The sequence below is a fragment of the Aeromonas sp. R7-1 genome (assembly GCF_040908115.1).
Classification (GTDB): Bacteria; Pseudomonadota; Gammaproteobacteria; order Enterobacterales; family Aeromonadaceae; genus Aeromonas; species Aeromonas caviae.
Map to the genome: position 1 here is coordinate 1 of NZ_JBFODD010000003.1, position 18303 is coordinate 18303.

Annotated in this window: 21 protein-coding genes and 1 tRNA gene; 8 read left to right on the forward strand and 14 right to left on the reverse strand. The window is 64.0% G+C overall.

Going from position 1 to position 18303, the window contains the following annotated elements; translation table 11 throughout:
* Nucleotides 1-13: 13 nt before the first annotated feature.
* The 5 genes from AB5Y51_RS00095 to AB5Y51_RS00115 all read right to left on the reverse strand — a co-directional run bounded on the left by AB5Y51_RS00095 (nucleotide 14) and on the right by AB5Y51_RS00115 (nucleotide 3924).
* Nucleotides 14-90 (reverse strand) — tRNA-Met (locus AB5Y51_RS00095).
* Between the two features lie 224 nt (nucleotides 91-314).
* A complete protein-coding gene (locus AB5Y51_RS00100; protein ID WP_202014957.1) occupies nucleotides 315-1034 on the reverse strand; it encodes a hypothetical protein in 720 nt (239 codons plus the stop codon).
* A 106-nt stretch (nucleotides 1035-1140) separates the two neighbouring features.
* On the reverse strand, nucleotides 1141-2775 hold the full coding sequence (locus AB5Y51_RS00105; RefSeq protein WP_039038583.1) for an ATP-dependent endonuclease: 1635 nt from the start codon (nucleotides 2773-2775) through the stop codon (nucleotides 1141-1143).
* A gap of 76 nt (nucleotides 2776-2851) precedes the next feature.
* On the reverse strand, nucleotides 2852-2974 hold the full coding sequence (locus AB5Y51_RS00110; RefSeq protein ID WP_256094327.1) for a hypothetical protein: 123 nt from the start codon (nucleotides 2972-2974) through the stop codon (nucleotides 2852-2854).
* A gap of 62 nt (nucleotides 2975-3036) precedes the next feature.
* Nucleotides 3037-3924 (reverse strand): helix-turn-helix domain-containing protein, encoded by an 888-nt coding sequence (locus AB5Y51_RS00115; protein ID WP_048208720.1) that lies wholly within the window; start codon nucleotides 3922-3924, stop codon nucleotides 3037-3039.
* A 178-nt stretch (nucleotides 3925-4102) separates the two neighbouring features.
* Between AB5Y51_RS00115 and AB5Y51_RS00120 the strand changes: the two genes are divergently transcribed.
* Both AB5Y51_RS00120 and AB5Y51_RS00125 read left to right on the forward strand, forming a co-directional pair.
* Entirely contained in the window at nucleotides 4103-5020 is a 918-nt protein-coding gene (locus tag AB5Y51_RS00120) for a DMT family transporter (RefSeq protein WP_010674861.1), read from the forward strand.
* A 51-nt stretch (nucleotides 5021-5071) separates the two neighbouring features.
* Nucleotides 5072-6004 carry a LysR family transcriptional regulator gene (locus AB5Y51_RS00125; RefSeq protein ID WP_201901116.1) on the forward strand — a complete coding sequence of 311 codons (933 nt, stop codon included), beginning with the start codon at nucleotides 5072-5074 and terminating at the stop codon, nucleotides 6002-6004.
* A 52-nt stretch (nucleotides 6005-6056) separates the two neighbouring features.
* Here AB5Y51_RS00125 and AB5Y51_RS00130 read toward each other — a convergent pair whose 3' ends face one another.
* The 4 genes from AB5Y51_RS00130 to AB5Y51_RS00145 all read right to left on the reverse strand — a co-directional run bounded on the left by AB5Y51_RS00130 (nucleotide 6057) and on the right by AB5Y51_RS00145 (nucleotide 9942).
* Nucleotides 6057-6836, reverse strand: a complete 780-nt coding sequence (locus AB5Y51_RS00130; protein WP_010674863.1) for a TSUP family transporter — start codon at nucleotides 6834-6836, stop codon at nucleotides 6057-6059.
* 366 nt (nucleotides 6837-7202) lie between these two features.
* Nucleotides 7203-7952, reverse strand: coding sequence for a tRNA-uridine aminocarboxypropyltransferase (locus AB5Y51_RS00135; RefSeq protein WP_216944295.1), 750 nt, complete (start codon nucleotides 7950-7952; stop codon nucleotides 7203-7205).
* A gap of 191 nt (nucleotides 7953-8143) precedes the next feature.
* Complete coding sequence (locus AB5Y51_RS00140; RefSeq protein ID WP_041215087.1) at nucleotides 8144-9133, reverse strand: D-alanine--D-alanine ligase; 990 nt, start codon at nucleotides 9131-9133, stop codon at nucleotides 8144-8146.
* A 200-nt stretch (nucleotides 9134-9333) separates the two neighbouring features.
* Entirely contained in the window at nucleotides 9334-9942 is a 609-nt protein-coding gene (locus AB5Y51_RS00145; protein ID WP_201926112.1) for a 2OG-Fe(II) oxygenase, read from the reverse strand.
* A 207-nt stretch (nucleotides 9943-10149) separates the two neighbouring features.
* On the opposite strand from AB5Y51_RS00145, the gene AB5Y51_RS00150 reads away from it, so the two are divergent.
* Both AB5Y51_RS00150 and AB5Y51_RS00155 read left to right on the forward strand, forming a co-directional pair.
* Nucleotides 10150-10626, forward strand: coding sequence for a glutathione peroxidase (locus tag AB5Y51_RS00150; RefSeq protein WP_167826383.1), 477 nt, complete (start codon nucleotides 10150-10152; stop codon nucleotides 10624-10626).
* A 261-nt stretch (nucleotides 10627-10887) separates the two neighbouring features.
* Nucleotides 10888-12270, forward strand: a complete 1383-nt coding sequence (locus AB5Y51_RS00155; RefSeq protein ID WP_323940617.1) for a DEAD/DEAH box helicase — start codon at nucleotides 10888-10890, stop codon at nucleotides 12268-12270.
* Nucleotides 12271-12324: 54 nt separating this feature from the next.
* Here the strand turns inward: AB5Y51_RS00155 and AB5Y51_RS00160 are convergent, their stop codons facing one another.
* From AB5Y51_RS00160 to AB5Y51_RS00175, 4 genes are all read right to left on the reverse strand, one after another.
* Nucleotides 12325-12774, reverse strand: a complete 450-nt coding sequence (locus AB5Y51_RS00160) for an acetyltransferase (protein ID WP_104454251.1) — start codon at nucleotides 12772-12774, stop codon at nucleotides 12325-12327.
* A 62-nt stretch (nucleotides 12775-12836) separates the two neighbouring features.
* Nucleotides 12837-13292: a GNAT family N-acetyltransferase gene (locus tag AB5Y51_RS00165; RefSeq protein ID WP_223302554.1), complete on the reverse strand. Its 456-nt coding sequence runs from the start codon at nucleotides 13290-13292 to the stop codon at nucleotides 12837-12839.
* Nucleotides 13293-13315: 23 nt separating this feature from the next.
* The gene (locus AB5Y51_RS00170) at nucleotides 13316-13648 is read right to left on the reverse strand and encodes a YnfA family protein (RefSeq protein WP_041211490.1); all 333 of its coding nucleotides are present in this window, start codon (nucleotides 13646-13648) and stop codon (nucleotides 13316-13318) included.
* 268 nt (nucleotides 13649-13916) lie between these two features.
* The gene (locus tag AB5Y51_RS00175) at nucleotides 13917-14762 is read right to left on the reverse strand and encodes a DUF5718 family protein (RefSeq protein ID WP_368177837.1); all 846 of its coding nucleotides are present in this window, start codon (nucleotides 14760-14762) and stop codon (nucleotides 13917-13919) included.
* A 267-nt stretch (nucleotides 14763-15029) separates the two neighbouring features.
* On the opposite strand from AB5Y51_RS00175, the gene cyaB reads away from it, so the two are divergent.
* From cyaB to AB5Y51_RS00195, 4 genes are all read left to right on the forward strand, one after another.
* The gene (gene cyaB / locus AB5Y51_RS00180) at nucleotides 15030-15581 is read left to right on the forward strand and encodes a class IV adenylate cyclase (RefSeq protein WP_368177838.1); all 552 of its coding nucleotides are present in this window, start codon (nucleotides 15030-15032) and stop codon (nucleotides 15579-15581) included.
* A gap of 26 nt (nucleotides 15582-15607) precedes the next feature.
* The gene (locus AB5Y51_RS00185; protein WP_039038593.1) at nucleotides 15608-16000 is read left to right on the forward strand and encodes an NUDIX domain-containing protein; all 393 of its coding nucleotides are present in this window, start codon (nucleotides 15608-15610) and stop codon (nucleotides 15998-16000) included.
* Nucleotides 16001-16101: 101 nt separating this feature from the next.
* On the forward strand, nucleotides 16102-16608 hold the full coding sequence (locus AB5Y51_RS00190; protein ID WP_010674875.1) for a GNAT family N-acetyltransferase: 507 nt from the start codon (nucleotides 16102-16104) through the stop codon (nucleotides 16606-16608).
* A gap of 104 nt (nucleotides 16609-16712) precedes the next feature.
* On the forward strand, nucleotides 16713-17021 hold the full coding sequence (locus AB5Y51_RS00195; protein WP_368177839.1) for an antibiotic biosynthesis monooxygenase: 309 nt from the start codon (nucleotides 16713-16715) through the stop codon (nucleotides 17019-17021).
* A 40-nt stretch (nucleotides 17022-17061) separates the two neighbouring features.
* Here the strand turns inward: AB5Y51_RS00195 and pdxY are convergent, their stop codons facing one another.
* Nucleotides 17062-17925, reverse strand: coding sequence for a pyridoxal kinase PdxY (gene pdxY / locus AB5Y51_RS00200; protein ID WP_042878015.1), 864 nt, complete (start codon nucleotides 17923-17925; stop codon nucleotides 17062-17064).
* Nucleotides 17926-18303: the final 378 nt, after the last annotated feature.

An 18303-nucleotide genomic window follows, 5' to 3' on the forward strand; every position in this document is an offset into this window, starting at 1 on the left:
GAATACAAATGGTTGGTTGCGGGGGCCGGATTTGAACCGACGACCTTCGGGTTATGAGCCCGACGAGCTACCGAGCTGCTCCACCCCGCGTCCGAGGTCGCCCATAATAGGCGCCAACGCTGAGATTGCAAGTAAATATCCTAAAAAAAGTTTATTCGGGGATTAAACCGTCACATACTGCGCTCTTTTGCAACAAATCGCAGTTTTTTCAGGCAGCTAGCGATCTCTCGCCCCTCAGGCCCCTCCCCGCCTTGCCCCTCTTTGCCATAAAAAAAGCCCGCACGACAAGGTGCGGGCGGAAGGATGCGCCGGGATCAGGCCAGCTGGTGCAACACGCTGGTCGCCGCAATCTGGGCGATGATGAGGCCGCACAGGGTCACAGAGACCACCACGGGGGCCGTCTCCTGCTGACGGTAGATGGGGCTGAACCAGAGCAGCAGGGCTGCGACCAGCAGGCCGGCCTGGGTCACTACACCGGGGATCAGCGGGTCGAGCCCGGCGCTGCTCCCCTGCCAACCCACCAGCACCGCCAGCCAGATAAGACTCAGGATGGCGGAGACCAGCCCCGCCAGGGGCAGCAGCAGATTGAAGGCTTGCAGGCGGTGGCGGGCACGTAGCAGCATCAGGTGGGCAAAGGCCGACCCCAGCAGCGCCATCTGCAGCAGGCCGCCGAGCCAGCCCTGGATCTGCATCAGACCCAGCCCGTAGAGGGCGAGCGGCATGGCGGGCAACCACAGCAGGGTGGCGGGGATGGCGCGCTTGCCCTCCAGGCGAGACTGGACCAGGGAGAGCACGATACCGAGCACCAGGGCGGCCCCCCCACTCCAGATGAGCCAGCCCGCAACCTTGGCCTCCACCGCCAGCATCAGAGAGAGCCCGGTGATCACCCAGACCGAGAAGAGCTGGGTAGTGATCCGCGAGCGCTGGCCCGGGCAGAGATCCCCGCGCCACAGGACGAGCCCCACGGCGATCAGGGCCCCCAGGGCCATCAGACCGGTCAGGGGAAAGAGCCAAAAAGGAAGTTGGACGAACATAGGGTCTCCGGCAGCAGTCCGGGTGCGGGTGCACCCGTCACAGGGTAAGGAAGGACAAGAGGCAGGGAGTATATCCAAACTCCCCCCGTCTTCCCAACGTCGCCGATCAGCTTTGTCCCCGGGCAAGGGCGACCACCCGGGCAAACATCTGCTTGAGCACAGGGGGAATGTGCTCGCTGCCGAGGCGCTCCGCCTCCTCCACCACCGCCAGGGCCATGCCGGGCTTGCTGCGATGGTGGATCGCCTTGGCGATGATGCGCCCGGCGTTGAGGGTGGAGCGCCCCCCGACCCCCGCCTCACGCCGGAACACCCCCTCGAACCCGTTCTGGTAGAGGTAGTGCTCTATGTCTGCCGCCGGCAACTGGGTCAGCCGATCCCGCTCGCGCTCCCCTTTGAGCAGGGAGCGGGCGGAGCTTGCATACTTGGCGCCCGCCTCGTCACCGTCGGTGAGCAGGTGCCACTCTATGCCAAAGTCCCGGGCCACCTTGATGAGGGGGGCCTGGCCGCACTGGGCGAACTCGATGATGCGCACCCCCTCCGCCCGCAGGCTGTAGCCGCAGATCTGGGCCAGCTCCGAGAGCAGCCAGATCTCGGTCTCCCCTTCCACCAGCAGCCAGCAGCGGGCAAACATCGACATGGGCCTGTTGATGCGCACATGGAAGGCAATCTTGCGCAGATCGTCGCTGCTGTAGCGCTCCCCTCCCAACTGATGGCAGAGGATGTCCTGCTGGCGGCGCACCAGACGGCGCACCTGATTGAGGGGCAAGGAGGAGAGCAGGTCCCCCGAGTTGGTGGTGAGCAGCTTCTGGCCGGGCAACTGCTCCAGCAGACCCCAGGCCAGGGCCAGCATGGTAGGATGCAGGCGGCTCTCGGGGTCTTCCAGCATCAGTATGGGTCTGGCCCCCTCCTCCAGCTCCCGGTTGCCCCGGGCGTGGAGCAGCATGGCCGCCATGCCCGCCATGGCCAGTTGCAGCGCCCGATTGTCCGCATTGCGCAGCAGCACCTGCAGGTTGCCGGGATTGCGCAGGGTCATGGGGCGATTGACGATATCCCGCTGGCTGCGAGGCTTGTGCTTGATGGGCGCCAGGGCGCTGAAGTAGTGCTCCATCAACTGCTGCACCGCCTGCAGCGCCTCCTTGAGTTCAGGCTCGCCGATGCGCTGGGGCTCGTCGGTGAGCTTGCCGGCCAGCTCGTCCAGCCGCTGCTCGCACAGATCCCCCCAGGGCAGCCGCTCGATGCCCTCCCGGGCGGTACGGGCATCCCGCAGCCTGAACACCGGGTTCATGGTAATGAGCAGACGTACCAGCGCCTCATTGTTGTCGATGGCCAGGCTCTTGCCGATGCCGTCGAGAAAGTCGTGGGTGGTGAGCACGCTGCCATCGTCCTGCAACTCGGCACTGGCACGATAATGCACCCGGTGGAACTTGTCCTTGTGGGGGATCCAGGCCGCGCCGAGGCGGGCCAGACGGCGGGAGTGCTGGCACATCTGGGGACGATACTCGCTGAAGGTGAGCACCAGTTGCAGCGTGCGCGAGGGTTCGAGCTCGGGATCTTCGGGCCGGTGAAAATCATCCTGACCAAATTGATAGGGCTCGGCATCCCCCAGCAGGCACCAGAGGGCCCGCAGCAGGCTGGATTTGCCCCAGGCGTTTTCGCCGATGAGCACAGTGGTGTTGTCCAGCCCGAGGGAGAGGCGATTTATTCCGCGAAAACCTTTGACTTCAATGCGTTCCAGAAACATGCGGCCATATCCAGTCCATCCTGATGGCGCAATAGTGGCAAAGTTGCCGGAAAAATCCTATCGGGTTACGGCGTTTTCAGCGGGAACTGTGAGGAACGAGCGGTTCGGGCGGCGTCGGCTGGGTGGCGCGATAGAGGGGGGCATTCCAGTGGTTGAACCAGAGATGGCGAGTGCGGGTCTGACGTTTGCGATGATTCAATGGGCATTCCTTTCAATGGACAAGAGACAGAGGGTACACCTCTTTTGCCCAGAGTCTCAGGGTTATCTGTGACAGGAGAATGACAACTGGGCTCGCCACTGGCCCGGGCTCAGGCCGAACGCCTCCCGAAAGCGGTTGCCAAAATGGGCCTGGGAGGAGAAGCCGCACTGGGCGGCGATGCTGGCCAGAGGCTCGCTTCCCGCCAGCAACTGCTTGGCCCGCTTGAGCCGCAGCCCGAGCAGGTAGCGGTGAGGCGGACAGCCCAGGCTCTGTCCGAACATCCGGGCGAAGTGGTATTCGCTCAGACCCGCCTCCCGGGCGAGCTCTCCCAGGGTGATCGGCTCGGCCAGGTGAGCCTGCAGATACTCCTGCACCCGGCGCACCACGGCGGGGGCCAGACCGCCGCGCACCTCCGGCAGCGCCGGGGCCTCGCGAGTGTGATGGCGATAGGCGTGCAGCATCAGCATCCAGGCACCGTGGGAGAGCGCCATGCGATCGATGCCGTGCTGCCAGTCCAGCTTCATCAATTGCCCCTGCACCAGGGCCGCCGCCTGGGGATCGTCGATGAAGGTCTTGTCTTCCAGTTGCAGATGACGCCCCTCCTTGTCGCACGCCTGCTCGGCGATACGGGTGAAGTGGGCGGGGGTGAAGTAGAGGTGGAAGAAGCGAAACTCCTCGCGCACCAGCCACTCGGACCTGTGGTGATCCGGCATGATGCACACCTTGCCCGCACCGCCATGGCCACCGGGGCCGTCCAGCCGCTCGGTCTGCTCGCCCCCCTGCAGGTAGACGCTGATGGTGTGGTTGCCCGGCTTGTGGTAGCGGGTCTGATCGTAGCGGTTGCACCAGCTCGCCACCCCGAGTCCGGGCTCCAGCCAGCAGGAGTCCTCCAGCCTGGCACCGGTGCTCACCAGGGCATCAAAGACCCCTGCCTGTCTTGTCTGCTGCATGGCATGCTGCACGCTTGCGTCCCTCTCTGGCACTTGCCGCCCCTTTCCTGTCGCCATCTTATCGCGCCTCATGGTCAAAGGCTGCGCCTCCGTTGAAAAAACCGCAAGATGGTGCAAGCCGGCGCCCCGCCTCACGGTTCATGCTGATCACATCATCTTCTCTTGATGGGATCACACCATGAATCTGATGCTCTATGTTTCCACCGTCCTCATCTGGGGCAGCACCTGGATTGCCATCGCCTGGCAGCTCGGCCCCATCCCCATCGAGGTCTCGGTGCTCTATCGTTTCGCCCTGGCGGCCCTGGCCCTGTTCACCCTGCTCACGGTGAGCGGCAAGTTTCCGCGCCTGCCCTGGGCGGGCCAGCGTTATGCAGCCCTGCTCGGCGCGTTGCTCTTTTCCACCAACTTCCTCTGTTTCTACCACGCCACCCTCTATATCCCGAGCGGTCTGTCGGCGGTGATTTTCGCCAGCGCCAGCATCTTCAACGGCCTCAATCTCTGGCTGTTCGAAGGTAAACGACCGGGCCTGCGCTGGCTGCAAGGATCGTTGCTGGGGCTGCTTGGCACCCTGCTGCTCTTCTGGCCGGTGCTGGCGGATGCGCAACTGGGTGCAAACGGCTGGAAGGGCTTGCTCTTTGCCTGCGCCGGCACCCTCTGCTTCTCCCTGGGCAACCTAGTCTCCGCCCGCGGACAGCGCCAGGGCTATCACGTATTGCAGATGGTACCCTGGGGCATGGTCTACGGCGTGGCGCTGCTGCTGGGCTGGGTCACGGTACTCGGTCAGTCACTCACCCTGCCCACCGACCCGCGCTACCTCGCCGCCATGGTCTATCTGGCCATCTTCGGCTCCGTCATCGCCTTCACCGCCTACCTCACCCTGGTGGGGCGCATCGGTGCCAGCAAGGCGGCCTACGCCACCGTGCTCTTCCCCTTGGTGGCTCTCACCCTCTCCACCTTCTATGAAGGCTTTGTCTGGCAGACGGTCTCCATCGTCGGCGTGGTGGTGAGCCTCATCGGCAACCTGGTGATCTTCGCGCCCCCCGTCAAGGCGTGGCGCTGGCCGCTATCAAGGGCCGCAAACGGTACTTGCCCCTGATGCCACCAGCCCCTAAGGTAACCGCGTCCAACACACGAGGAGGGAGGACGCATGTTACTGGAAGGGCTGGAGACACTCTGCCTGCTGGCAAGCGAGGGCACCATGGCCAAGGTTGCAAGCCGCCTCTATATCAGTCAGTCGGCAGTCAGCAAGCGCATCGCCCAGCTGGAGCAGCGCCTTGGCAAGAAGCTCATCGAGCCGGATGGCCGTCATATCCGCCTCACTCCCCAGGCCCGTGAGCTGCTCGCCCGGGTAGCCCCAAGCCTCGCCGAAATGAAGGGGGTGCTGGCGGACAGCCAGATCCTCACGGATCAGACCCCTCTGTCCATCGCCTGCTCCGAAACCCTGCTGGCGGGCTACCTCGCCCGCTTCATGCACGCCTACCTTGAACGGGATCCCCACATTGCCCTCTCTACCCACCACACCCCGGTCATTCTGGCCCGGGTGCGCGGCGGGGATGCCCTGCTCGGGATCTGCGCCGGTCGCCTGCCGCCGGGCCATGGGCTGTGTGCCGAACGGCTGCTGGAGGAGCCCTTTTATCTGGTGGGGGACGCTCTGGATGAGGCGGCGCAGCCGGATCACCAGGGCGCCTTGCAAGAAACTGTGGCCAGCAAGCAACTGGCTGAAGGCGACGTGAGTCAGGGGATGCAGGGCAAGGTGCGCAAGATCCTGACCATGGATCTGGAGAACCCCTCCAACCGCTATCTGCGCGAGCCCCTGGCCGCCCTCGGGCTTATCCCCGCCATGGAGCTCGATTCCTACCTGGCGCTGATCGAGCTGGCCAAGGCAGGCATTGGCCCCGTGCTCCTGCCCGCCGGCCTGCTGGCGCTGGTGGGTGAGCAGGGGACACAGGCACGCCCCCTGCCGGGACTGGGCCGCCCGCTCCACCTGGTCTATCGGCCAAACAGCCTCAAGCGCGATCGCATTGCCCGCCTGGTGCAGGCGCTGCAAGCCCATTTCCGGCAACTATCGGCACTGGGCTGAAACGCAAGAGGGCCCGATCTGCGATCGGACCCTCGTCATGGGGGATATTGGCTCAGCCCAGCCAGGCAAAGAGCTCGGGGTACTGGCTCCACACCAGCTTGGCGGACATCACCAGGGAGACGGTCACCAGCAGCGGCTTGATGAGCTTCACCCCTTTCTTGAGCACCAGCTTGGAGCCCATGCGCGCCCCGATGAACTGCCCCAGCGCCATGCACAGCCCCACGCTCCACACCACCTTGCCCCCCAGGGTGAAGAAGAGCAGGGAAGCGATGTTGGAGGTGAAGTTGAGCAGCTTGGTGTGGGCGGTGGCCCGCGCCATGCCAAAGCCCGCCAGGGCCACGAAGCCGATGGCAAAAAACGACCCCGTGCCCGGCCCGAAGAAGCCGTCATAAAAGCCCACGCCCCCTCCCACCAGCAGGGCAAACGCCATGGGAGTGAGGCGGCGCTGGCTCTCCGCATCGCTCACCCTGGGGGAGAAGTAGAAGTAGCAGGCAAACGCCATCAGCAGGAAGGGGAGCAGTCGCTCCAGGATGGCGGCATCGATGGTCTGCACCGCCAGGGTGCCGATGGCCGCCCCGATGAAGGTGCAGATGACCGCCGGCCAGATGATGGCCCACTCAAGGAGCCCCTTGCGGGCATAGAACCAGGTGGCGGAGAAGGAGCCGAAACTGCTCTGCAACTTGTTGGTGCCAAGCACCAGGGCTGGCGGCATGCCGGTGGCCAGCAGGGCCGGCACCGTCAAGAGTCCCCCGCCCCCGGCGATGGCATCGATAAAGCCGGCGATGAGGGCCACCCCGAACAGGGCGACCAGGGTGAGCAGTTCCAGTTCCATCCATAGACCTCGTGTGATTGGCGGCGCCCGGCATGGCCTGGAGCCTGAAGGAGTCAACAGGTCGCTATCCTAGCGAGGGCGGGCTCATGAAGCCAACGAAACAATGGCAGCCAACTAATTCCTTATTTTCATCAATCAGCGTGCGAGAGGGTCTGTGCTTTGATAACCGCCACCCCCTGCAACAGGGGCGCTTCATCCTCGCCGGGCGCACGGCTCACTCGACCAGCCATGTAGCGGCTGCTGATGAGGATTAATCCAGAGCGCGGCTCTGGCCCTTGATGGCCTCCAGCCCCTCCAGCAGGGGCCCTTCATCAGCACCGGGTGCACGGCTCACCCGGCCAGCCATGTAGCGGCTGCTGATGAGGATTAATCCAGAGCGCGGTTCTGGCCCTTGATGGCCTCCAGCCCCTCCAGCAGGGGCGCTTCATCCTCGCCGGGCGCACGGCTCACTCGACCAGCCATGTAGCGGCTGCTAAAGAGATTGAACCAGAGCTGCAGCGCCTGTCCCGCCCGCAGCTCCCCGGCCACTTCCAGCACGCAGGCGGCCACCTCGGCGGTGCACAGGTGCTCGTCGCTGTGGGCAACCCGCATGCCGTAGGTAGAGAGCGCATCCGGCTTGATGGCGAGCACCGGGAAACCGTCCAGATAGGGACTCTTGTTGAACATCTTGCGCGCCTCGGGCCAGGTGCCGTCCAGCAGGATGAACAGCGGCTTCTTGCCGGGGGCCAGTACCACCTCGCCGGTCAGGCGGTCGGGCGCTTTCTCGCAGGCGGGAAAGACCACGTAGGGCTGCCAGGCGGGATCCGCCAGCAGGGCCAGCAGCTCGGGATGGGGTTCGGTACGCGACCAGAGAAAGGCCCAGGTGGAGTCCGGCAGCACGTCGGCGATGAGGCGCCCGGTGTTGGAGGGCTTCATGGGCTCGCTGTCATACATCATGAGGCAGAAACCGGCCTCGGCCTTGAGCGCCGGGCGCCAGTCGCAGGCACACCAGTCGTGGCGCAGCTGGCAGGCATCGCAGCGTGGTACGCTGCCGCCACGGGCAAGAAAGGGTCGGGTCGAGACGCTCTTGCGCCAGATGCGCAGGCGGTTGACGGCGTGATCGGGGATGGGCTTCATGGAACGCGGCTCTGACGGTGCCTGTGGCGGGACAAAAGGGGGCTGATTGTAACGGTGCGCCCTCCTGGCGGCAAGGCTTGCCGGGCGGCGCCCTGCCCCCTTCCCTCCCCGCGTTCTGCCCGCCTCTCCCCCATGAAAAAAGGGGCCCTGAGGCCCCTACTCACCATCCGTTGCAACCGGATCTGGCGACGTCAGACTGCCTTTCGCAGGATCTGCTCCAGATAGTGCGCGAAGCTGTGGCCGTGGTGCTCCAGCAGTTTCGGGAACATGGAGATGGAGGTCATGCCCGGGAAGGTGTTGATCTCGTTGAGCAAAATCTCCCCCTCTTCGGTCAGGAAGAAGTCGATGCGCGACAGATGAGTCAGCTTGAGCTGACGGAACGCCTTCAAGGCGTACTCGTGGATGGCATCGGCCTGGGCCTGAGTCAGCCCCTCGGCCTTGAGCGCGGTCTCGGTGTGACTGGCGCTGCTGTACTTCTCTTCATAGGTGTAGAACTTGTCCTGGGGTACGCAGATCTCCCCCGGATAGGTGGCCACCAGCTCGTCACCATACTGGTAGACCGCCACTTCCAGCTCGCGGGGCTTGACTGCTTTTTCGATCAATACCTGCTCGGAGTAACCGAAGGCATCGGCAATGCCCTTCACCAGATCTGCCTCGTTGCTGGCGGAGTAGCAACCCACGGAAGAGCCCTGGGAGGCCGCCTTGATGAAGACCTTACCCCACTTGGCCAGCGCCGCTTTCGCCTCGGTCAGGCTCGCCTCGCCCTGCTCGGTCAGGAACAGGTAGGGGGTATTGGGGATGCCGATGGCGGTGAGCCACAGCTTGGTGGTGATCTTGTTGAAGCACACCTTGCTCGCCTCGGCGTCACAACCCAGATAAGGCAGGCCGGCCAGCTCGAGGAAGGATTGCAGATCGCCGGTCTCACCGGGATAACCGTGGATGCAGGGCACCACGTAGTCCACCGGACGGGCCACGCTGTCGAACGAGAGCAGCTTGTCCAGCCCCAGCTTGCACTCGCGACCGTCGGCGCTGAGCCAGCGGTCGGCAAACATCTCGACCCGGGTCACTTCGATGCCGGGCAGGAGCCCGAGCTGTTTTTCGAGGAAATTGGCGCTGCGCAGCGAGACTTCGTGCTCGGAGCCGCCACCGCCGCACAGCAGCAAGACATGCATGTTCTTCATTAGATGTGATCCCTTGGGAGAAGCGGCTTCGTCATCACCATGTCAAACCCAACCGCATGAAAACCGGACGAAGCCAGAAACGAACATAAGTGCGGGCAGTGTAGCAAGGGAGGGGAAGCCTTGTCAGCCGATGGGGCGCACCTCCCCCTGCCCGGGCAGATAAAAGTCTCTTCCTGTGTCAGAAACAGGATGAAATGCGCTCAGCGGGGGGGATCGACCCGCCCGGCGCCATTGCCGTTGACCCGAAACCAGCCGGCAATGCTGTAGCGCTCCCGGCTTGCGGGCAGCACCTCGTGGGGAAACTCTTCAGACAGGAAGAGCACCAGCCGCCCGCCCCGGGGGGAGACATCCATCAGAAACTGCTCGCTGTCGTCATAGACCCGCAATATTCCCCCCGCCTCTGGCTGCCAGTCGTTGTTCAGGTAGAACACCGAGGTGAGCCGGCGGTTGGATCGCCCGGCGAAGGCGTCGCGATGGGTGGCGTAGAAGTCGCCGCTGCGATAGCGGGCAAAGTGGGCCTCGTAGTCGAACAGCCCCAGCATCAACATCTGGTTGGCGGCCAGCCGCAGTGCCTCCATCCTCGCCAGATAGTCGGCCACCGGGGCGCCGAGGGAGGCGTCGAGCCAGTGGATCTGATCCCGACGGATATCGCGGTTGTCCTGATGCAGGGTCTCGCGCCCGATCCCCGCCGGTCGCCACTCATCCGGCAGGCAGGCCTTGAGGGCATCCACCTCGGCGGCGGTTAAAAAATCATCCACTATCACCCAACCCCGGGTGTAGATGGCATCCATGACGGCTTGATAGTCCAAGATAGGCTCGCAGCGAGGGGAGAGAGTGCGCTTTGTAGCGACTTCGGACCATCGGCACAAACCGGATTGCTTCTCTTGAGAAGTCCCGCCATCAATAGGAGTCTGGGGGGCACAGACGCCCTCCCCCTTGCTCCCCGGCCCTCGGCCCGTTAACGTGCAAGGATTGTCCCCGGGCGCCTTGTCGCCCCTCTTGCATCAGGAGAAACCATGCCCCTGCCCCTCATCCCCCTGCAACGACTCGATGGCACGCCCTGGTCCACCGCCGATCTGCAGGGCCGTGTCGTGCTGGTGGTCAACGTGGCAAGCCGCTGCGGTTTTACCCCCCAATACACCGGGCTTGAGGCCCTCTATCGCCAGTTCGGCCCCCAAGGCTTCGAGATCCTGGGCTTTCCCTGCGATCAGTTCGGCCATCAGGAGCCGGGCGATGCCGAGGAGATCGCCCGCTTCTGCTCGCTCGACTACCCGGTCAGCTTCCCCCTGATGGCCAAATGCGAGGTCAACGGCGTCGGTGCCCACCCCCTCTATCGCTGGCTCAAGGAGCAAAAGCCCGGACTCCTTGGCAGCGAGGCCATCAAGTGGAACTTCACCAAGTTCCTGATTGACCGTGAAGGCCGGGTGGTGGACCGCTTCGCCCCCCAGACCAGGCCGGAGGATCTGGTGCAGGCCATCGAGGGACTGCTCTGACGGGTGTGCGCCGAGGCGAAGCGGGCCCCTCTTAGCACCCCCCTGGCCTTTCCCTGCCGGGATGGCCGTGGCAACCCTGCTCGCGACACGGCTGCTGCGCGTGCGCCTCGCATCTGCTATATTACGCGCCCACTGTCTCTTGTGCGGTCGCTTTGCCGGGCTCAGGCCCAGCCTCGATGGCGGCCCACCCTATTTTCCATGTCGTGACGGACCAAGGCTGCCGTCACCCGTTGAGCCCAAGGCTCGGAGTGTCCCTCGAACATGTCATTCAATGAACTGGGTCTGTCACCGCACATCCTGCGGGCCGTCAAGGAGCTGGGTTACGAACAACCCACCCCCATCCAGCAGCAAGCCATTCCCGCCATCCTGGCCGGGCAGGACGTGCTGGGCGGCGCCCAGACAGGCACGGGCAAGACGGCCGGTTTCACCCTGCCCATGCTTCATCGGCTGCTGGCCAACCACGGTCGTGGCGGTCGTCGCCAGGTGCGAGCCCTGGTGCTGACCCCGACCCGGGAGCTGGCCGCCCAGGTGGGCGAGAGCATCATCAAATATGCCCACCACCTGCCGTTTCGTACCCTGATCGCCTATGGCGGCGTCAGCATCAAGCCGAACCTGGACGCCATCAAGCTCGGGGTCGACATCCTGGTCGCCACCCCGGGCCGCCTGCTGGATCTGCTGACCCAGGGTGCCCTGACCCTGAGCGCCCTCGAGGTACTGGTGCTGGATGAAGCGGACAGAATGCTCGACATGGGGTTCATCACCGACATTCGCCGCATCATGAAGGCCCTGCCGGAGGAGCGTCAGACCCTGCTCTTCTCCGCCACCTTCTCCAATGACATCAAGGCGCTGGCGGACGATCTGCTCAAGGATCCCACCCTCATCGAGGTGGATCCCAGCAACACCGCCGCAGAGCAGGTAAGCCAGCGCATCATCCAGGTCGATCGGGAACGCCGCCGGGAGATGCTCTCCCACATGATTGGCCGTGGCAACTGGCAGCGGGTGCTGGTGTTCGTGCGCACCAAACAGATTGCCGACAGGCTCGCCCAGCAAATGCAGAAAGATGGCCTGGATACGGTCGCCATCCACGGTGACAAGAGCCAGGGGGCCCGCAACCGGGCGCTGGCGGATTTCCGTGAAGGCAAGGTGCGGGTGCTGGTTGCCACCGATATCGCCGCACGGGGTCTGGACATCGATCAGCTGCCCCACGTGATCAACTTCGAGCTGCCCCAGATGGCGGAGGATTACATCCACCGCATCGGCCGCACCGGCCGTGCCGGGCGCGGCGGCGAGGCCATCTCCCTGGTGAGCCAGGACGAGCTGGGTCAGCTCAAGGAGATCGAGGCGCTGATCGGCCAATCCCTGACCGTGGAGATCCTGGAAGGGTACGAGCCGAGCGGCAAGCCGAGCCGCCAGACCCTGCCGGGCAGCAAGCCGGTGCAAAACCCGCCCCGCGCCCGTGCCAACGCCAAGGGCAAACCCGCCGCCGGGAAAGGCAAGGGGGATGGCGCCAAGAAGCCGGCCCAGCCTGCGCAAAACAAGTCCCGCAAGCGGGAAGTGGTGGGCGAGGATATCGGTTTCGCCCCCATGCGCCGCCTGCCCAAGGCCCAGCGGGGCGACTATCAGGACAACTCCAACGAGGAGTGAGACGGTGCGAGCACTGCGTCCTGAACAACAAAAAACCGCCCGAGGGCGGTTTTTTCATGCGCCAGCCTCGGCAGACAGGACCAGATGCAGCAGGGGATAAGGTTTGCCCTGCCCGTCCAGTGCCGAGCGGCCCACCACCTCGAAACCCAGGTGGCGATAAAAACCGAGGGCCGGTTCATTTTGCTCGTTGACGTCCACCCGGGTCGCCCCCAGACGGTGGATGGCATCGGCTACCAGCAGACGGCCCACTCCGCCCCCCTGCCTGCCGGGGTCGACGAAGAGCATCTCGATATTGCCCTCGGCCACCCCGATAAAACCGACGATCTCGCCATTGTCTACTCTGGCACAGTTCAGCGTCACGGCATCGAAATAGTGCTCCAGGATCAAGGGCCTCAGGGCCGCTATGTCGGCTTCTTGCAGGAAGTGGTGGCTGGCGCGCACCGAGGCCTCCCAGATGGTGATAAGGGTTGGGTGATCGCACTTTTGTGCGGCGTCAATTTTCATCGCTACCTCAATATGTTGCGGATAACAGCCCACGCCTTTGATGATGCAGCAGTCCATGGGACTTATTGCGGCGCCTTGATAACAAACCCTTTCTCGATGCCAGCCTTGAAACCGAGTCCCTCATAGAGGCGATGAGCGGCCTCCCGCTCCTCCCCTGAGAGCAGCATCACCTTGTAGCAATCCAGCTCCCAGGCCAGCGCCAGGGTATGCTCCAGCAACTGATGGCTGAGCCCCTGGCGGCGAAACGCGGCACCCGTGATCACATGCTCTATGATGCCGAAGGGTCGGCCGCCGTTGGTGAGGGTCGGGATCACCCCGAGCTGGCAGCTGGAGGCCAGCTGGCCCTCCACCAGGGCCACCATGATACGGGTATGGGGCAGATCAAGCATCGCCGCCAATCCCTCGCGGGCCCCTTGCTCGTCGAGCACGGGGTCCTGAGGCCTGAGTTCCTGATAAAGGGCCAGCAGCCCGGCCAAGTCCTGCGCCTCACACTCTCTTATCACCACTGTCGTCATCATGCTGATCTCCCTTGGCATCGATATCAGGCGGGTCTTGGGGCAAACATGATGATGGCCATGCCGATCAGGGCCACCCCGGCCCCCACCAGATCCCACAGGCTGGGTTTGATGCCATCCACGGCCCAGAGCCAGAGAATGGCCACGAAGATGTAGACGCCGCCATAGGCGGCATAGACGCGGCCAGCGGCGGTCGGGTGCAATGAGAGCAGCCAGGCGAACAGGGCCAGGCTCAGGGCCGCGGGCAGCAGCAGCCAGGCGCTCTTGCCCTGGGTCAGCCAGAGATAAGGGAGATAACAGCCCAGGATCTCGGCAACCGCAGTCACCAGAAACAGGGCCAGGGTCTTGAGTTCAACCATGAATACTCGGGATCCTTGCAGGCAGAATGGACTTCTTGTGGCAAATCATACTGTTATATCCAGCCACTGCAATCGGCTTTCGAGGTGCACGGTTCAGGGCACGGGAGGCAGATGGCGGACCGCGAACAGGATCGAGGAACATCATGCGCTTGGCATGGCGTGCGGTAGGTATAGAGGGTATGCAAACAGGGGGTAGAAAGCCGACAGGGAACAGGCTGCGCTGTGCTTAAAAACAGTCAGGCCCGCCGAAGCGGGCCTGACGACAGGATTAGCGGGTCTTGACCGCCTGAAACAGCACGGAGACATCCGGCCCGAAGCGGCGGGCTCGGATGGCCTCCTGGATAACCTGCTCGTCGTAGCGACTGGCGGGGTAGACCACCACGCAGGCGGTATCACCGGGGGCGAGGAAGTGGGTCTCGCCAAAGGGGGTGTAGCGGGTGGCACCGATGCTGATGAGCGCATGGGCCGGGCGCCCCGCCTGGGCCAGCAGCCCCTGGATATGCTCGGCCGGGCCTTCGTCCTGCTGATGGTTGAACTTGTCGATGGCCCACGCCAGCAACTGACCGTGGAAGTAACTGTAATCCACCGCCGCGCTGTCGATCCCGTAGGGGTGCAGCTCACCGCCGCGCTCCAGGTAGCAGGCGATGCGGTAGTCATCGAGCTCGCATCCGGCGGCAAAGTGGGTCAGGGGCAGCAGGTTCGCGGCCAGCCCCTTGCTCTCTTCACCCCAGTTCTTCTTCTCGCTGATCTTGTTGGCATTGGGGCGACGGATGGAGCAGTCGTTGTAGGCGCCAAACGCCTTGGGATGGATGGCCACCACCTGCTCCCCCGCGTACTCCAGCTCGCACCACAGTGCCACCTCGGGTTCAATCTGCACCTTTTCGTCCCCGCTCACCGCCGCCTCCGGCAGGAAGATGGCCTCGCCGCTCAGGGGAAAGACCCCGAGCTGGCCGGGATGGTTCGGCACATAGAAGGGGAACAGCGCCTTGGGGGCGACCTTGTCGTCAACCTTGACGGCGACGAAATCCGCCGCCTCCCCTGCCTGCTCCAGGTGACCGGCGAAGTTGCCCGCCACGCCCAGTCCGATAAAGGGGGTCTGTGAGGTGATCTGCATCTGTGGCTCCACTGGCGCGGCCGGGGCCGCCGCCTCGTTGTCGTTGTTCAGGGCGGCAATACCGCCAAAGAGGGAGCTTATTAGAGCACAGCCCCCGTACGGCGCCCAGCCACCGGGCCACAAGCTGTGCACCAGGGCGGATTTTCCCTCACCATCTGGTCATAAAGTCGGCAGTCGATGCGAAGCTGTGATCCCGATGCTTGGGAGAGCCCGGCACTTTTGCTAGGCTGCCCTATTCATTTGCCGTTCGGGAGCCGTCGCAAGGCCATGACCACCCACTTTCAGGGGCGCTTCGAGGTGGAGTTCAAATACCGCCTGACGGACAGCGCCGCCTTTGTGCATACCCTCACGGCCCTCGGCCCCGAGGTGATGGTGGCGGACAATCATGAGCAGGACTGCTACTTCGACACGGCAGACGGCGCCCTGGCTCGGGCAGAGAAGAGCCTGATCATCCGCACCATGTCCCCCAGCGGCATCCGGCTCTGGATAGTCAAAGGGCCCGGACCCGATCGCTGCGAGGCGGTCAACATCACCGATGCGGACAAGGCGACCAGCATGGTGCGCACCCTGGGCTACCGGCCGGTGCTGACCATCGACAAGCGGCGCAGCATCTATTTTCTGGGGGCCTTCCACGTCACGGTGGATCACCTGGCAGGTGTCGGTGATTTTGCCGAACTCGCCATCATGACTGACGACGAGGCCGCCCTGCCCGCCTACCGCGCGCAGTTGCTGGCACTGGCTAGCCAGCTGGGACTGGCGCCCGAAATGCGGGAAACCCGCTCCTATCGCACCCTGTGCGAGCAGCGAGCCCCCCTTTGACAAGTGGCAACAAGAGGAATCTGCCCATGATCGACAAACTCGCCTGGTTGACCTTCAAGGAGGGACAGCTGCTGTGCGCCCGCTCCCACGGCAAGGACATCTACTACATTCCGGGGGGCAAGCGCGAGCCGGGCGAGAGCGACGAGGCGGCCCTCGTTCGTGAAATCGAGGAAGAGCTCGCGGTCACCCTGAAACCCGATACCCTGGCGTTCGCCTGCGAGTTCAGCGCCCAGGCGGACGGCAAGCCGCAAGGGGTGAATGTCAATCTGCGTTGCTACACGGGGGACGCCGACGGCACGCCCGTCGCCTCGGCGGAGATCGCAGAGCTGCGCTGGCTGGACAGCCGCCACCTGGCCGAAGTTTCCCCCGTCTCCCGCCTGCTGTTCCAGTGGCTGGCAGCGCAGGGACTGATCCATTAAGAGACGGCGCACCTGACCGGATGATAATGGCACCGGCAGGAGAGTCCGCGCCCGAGACGTTAATCCCCCACGTGGGCCAAGAGAGAAGATGAGGACATTCAATGGAGATCCTTGAGGTCGAGAGCACCAGAGGCATCAAACCGGCGCTGATCGCCCTGCTGCAAGATTGCGTGGCCAGCGGTGCCTCGGTGGGCTTTCTGCCTCCCCTGCAGGAAGAGCAGGGGCTGGCGTACTGGCAAGGCATCGAGGGGGAGCTGGCGGATGGAGTGCGCAAGCTCTGGGTGGCGTTTGATCAGCACCATCTGGTGGGCGCCCTGCAGCTCTCCCTGTGCACCAAGGCCAACGGGGGCCACAGGGCCGAAGTGGAAAAGCTGATGGTCCACAGCCAGGCCCGTGGCAAGGGGGTGGGCCGCGCCCTGATGAACGCCATGGAGCAAGGGGCCCGGGACGCCAGGCGTACCTTGCTGGTGCTGGATACCCGGGTCGGCGACGTGGCCTCCAGCCTCTATCGCCAGCTCGGCTATCAAGAGGCCGGCCAGATCCCGGACTTCGCCCGCAATGGGGACGGCACCCTCGCCGCCACCCAGTTCTTCTACAAGCAGCTCTGAGGCAGACGGCCTGGCAAGACCGGACAGCGTGCCGGTCTTGCCCCCGCCAAGGCTCGGCGCACATAGGTTTTTGGTTCAATCAGACTCATCGGCAAGGAGCCATCATGATATTGGAAGTCGCCCATCTGCAGATCATTCCCGACAAGGCCACTGACTTCGAGCAGGCCTTCGCCCGGGCCCAGCACATCATCAGCGCCATGCCCGGCTACCTGGGCCACCAGTTGCAGCGTGCCCTGGACGATCCCCATCACTACCTGCTGCTGGTGCAGTGGGAACGGTTGGAAGATCACATCCGGGGGTTCAGGGGCTCCCCTCAGTACCAGGAGTGGAAGGCCCTGCTGCACCACTTCTACGACCCCTTCCCCAGGGTCGAACATTTTCAGGATGCAACACCGATCAGTGCCGCAAGCTGAGCCTTGATCAGCTCGTCCCGTCACGGGCTGATCAATGGCGTCAGGCCAGGCGCTCGGCCCTGTGGGCAATCTGCGGCTCGGCAAAGGCGCTCTGGGCCGCGATGAGCTGCAGCTCGTAGGCATTCGCCTCCCAGGTCTGTCGCAGCACCGCATCCACCGCGGCGTTGGTGCGCTCGAAGGCGCTCACCCCATCATATCCCGCCTGCAGGTTGGCCAGCATCAGGGCGCTGATGAGATCCCCCACGCCCACCGGTTGGCGCGCGAAATCGTAAAGGGGACGGGCGATCAGATAGTCTCCCTCGGGGGTGGCAAGCAGCATCTCGAAGCGGCCGGGGACGCTGGCGGCGCGACCCAGGTGCTTGACCAGCACCATCTTCACCCCCTTCTCCAGCAACTGGTGTGCGGCGACCCGGGTCTGGGCCAGGGTTGTCAGATGGACATCGCACAGGGTCTCCAGCTCCAGCAGATTGGGGGCCATGATGTCCGCCACCGGCAGGGCCTGCTCGGTGAGAAAGCGGGTGACGCCCGGGGCGACGATGCACCCCTTCTCCGGATGCCCCATCACGGGATCGCAGAAATAGAGGGCCGCCGGATTGGCTCGCTTCACCGCCGCCACCACCGCCAGGATCTCGTCCCCCTGCTCCGCCGAGCCCAGATAGCCGCTCAGCACCGCATCGCAGCGCGCCAGCACCTCGATATTGCAAAGCCCCTGGCACAGGGCGGCAATGTGGCCCGCCGGCATCGCCATTCCCTGCCAACCCGCCTCGTACTGGGTGTGGTTGGAGAACTGCACCGTATTGATGGGCCACACCTCCATGCCGAGACGGCGCATGGGGAACACGGCGGCGCTGTTGCCGGCACAGCCAAACACCACGTGGGACTGGATAGAGAGAATGCGTTTCATCGACACCACCGCACAAGAAACCTGAGGAAAAGAGGCAATATATCGGATGAAGAGACGGCTCTTCCAGCAATTAACGCCCTGACTCCCTATTTATGCTTCTGCAGGCCTAACTTGCCGCATATTTGACCGCCGCTACCCTGTTTCTGCACAACCCTGGAGCCATCTGCCCGCGGCTGCGGGGTGATAAATGTACTTGTACGCCTCTTGTCTGATGGCATACAAGGTGGTTTTTCAATCAACCATAAACAGTCGGGATCAAGGATGAGGTCCGATGAAAAGGCGCCAGTCGGCAGTCGGCAGTCGGCAGTCGGCAGTCGGCAGTCGGCAGTCGGCAGTCGGCAGTCGGCAGTCGGCAGTCGGCAGTCGGCAGTCGGCAGT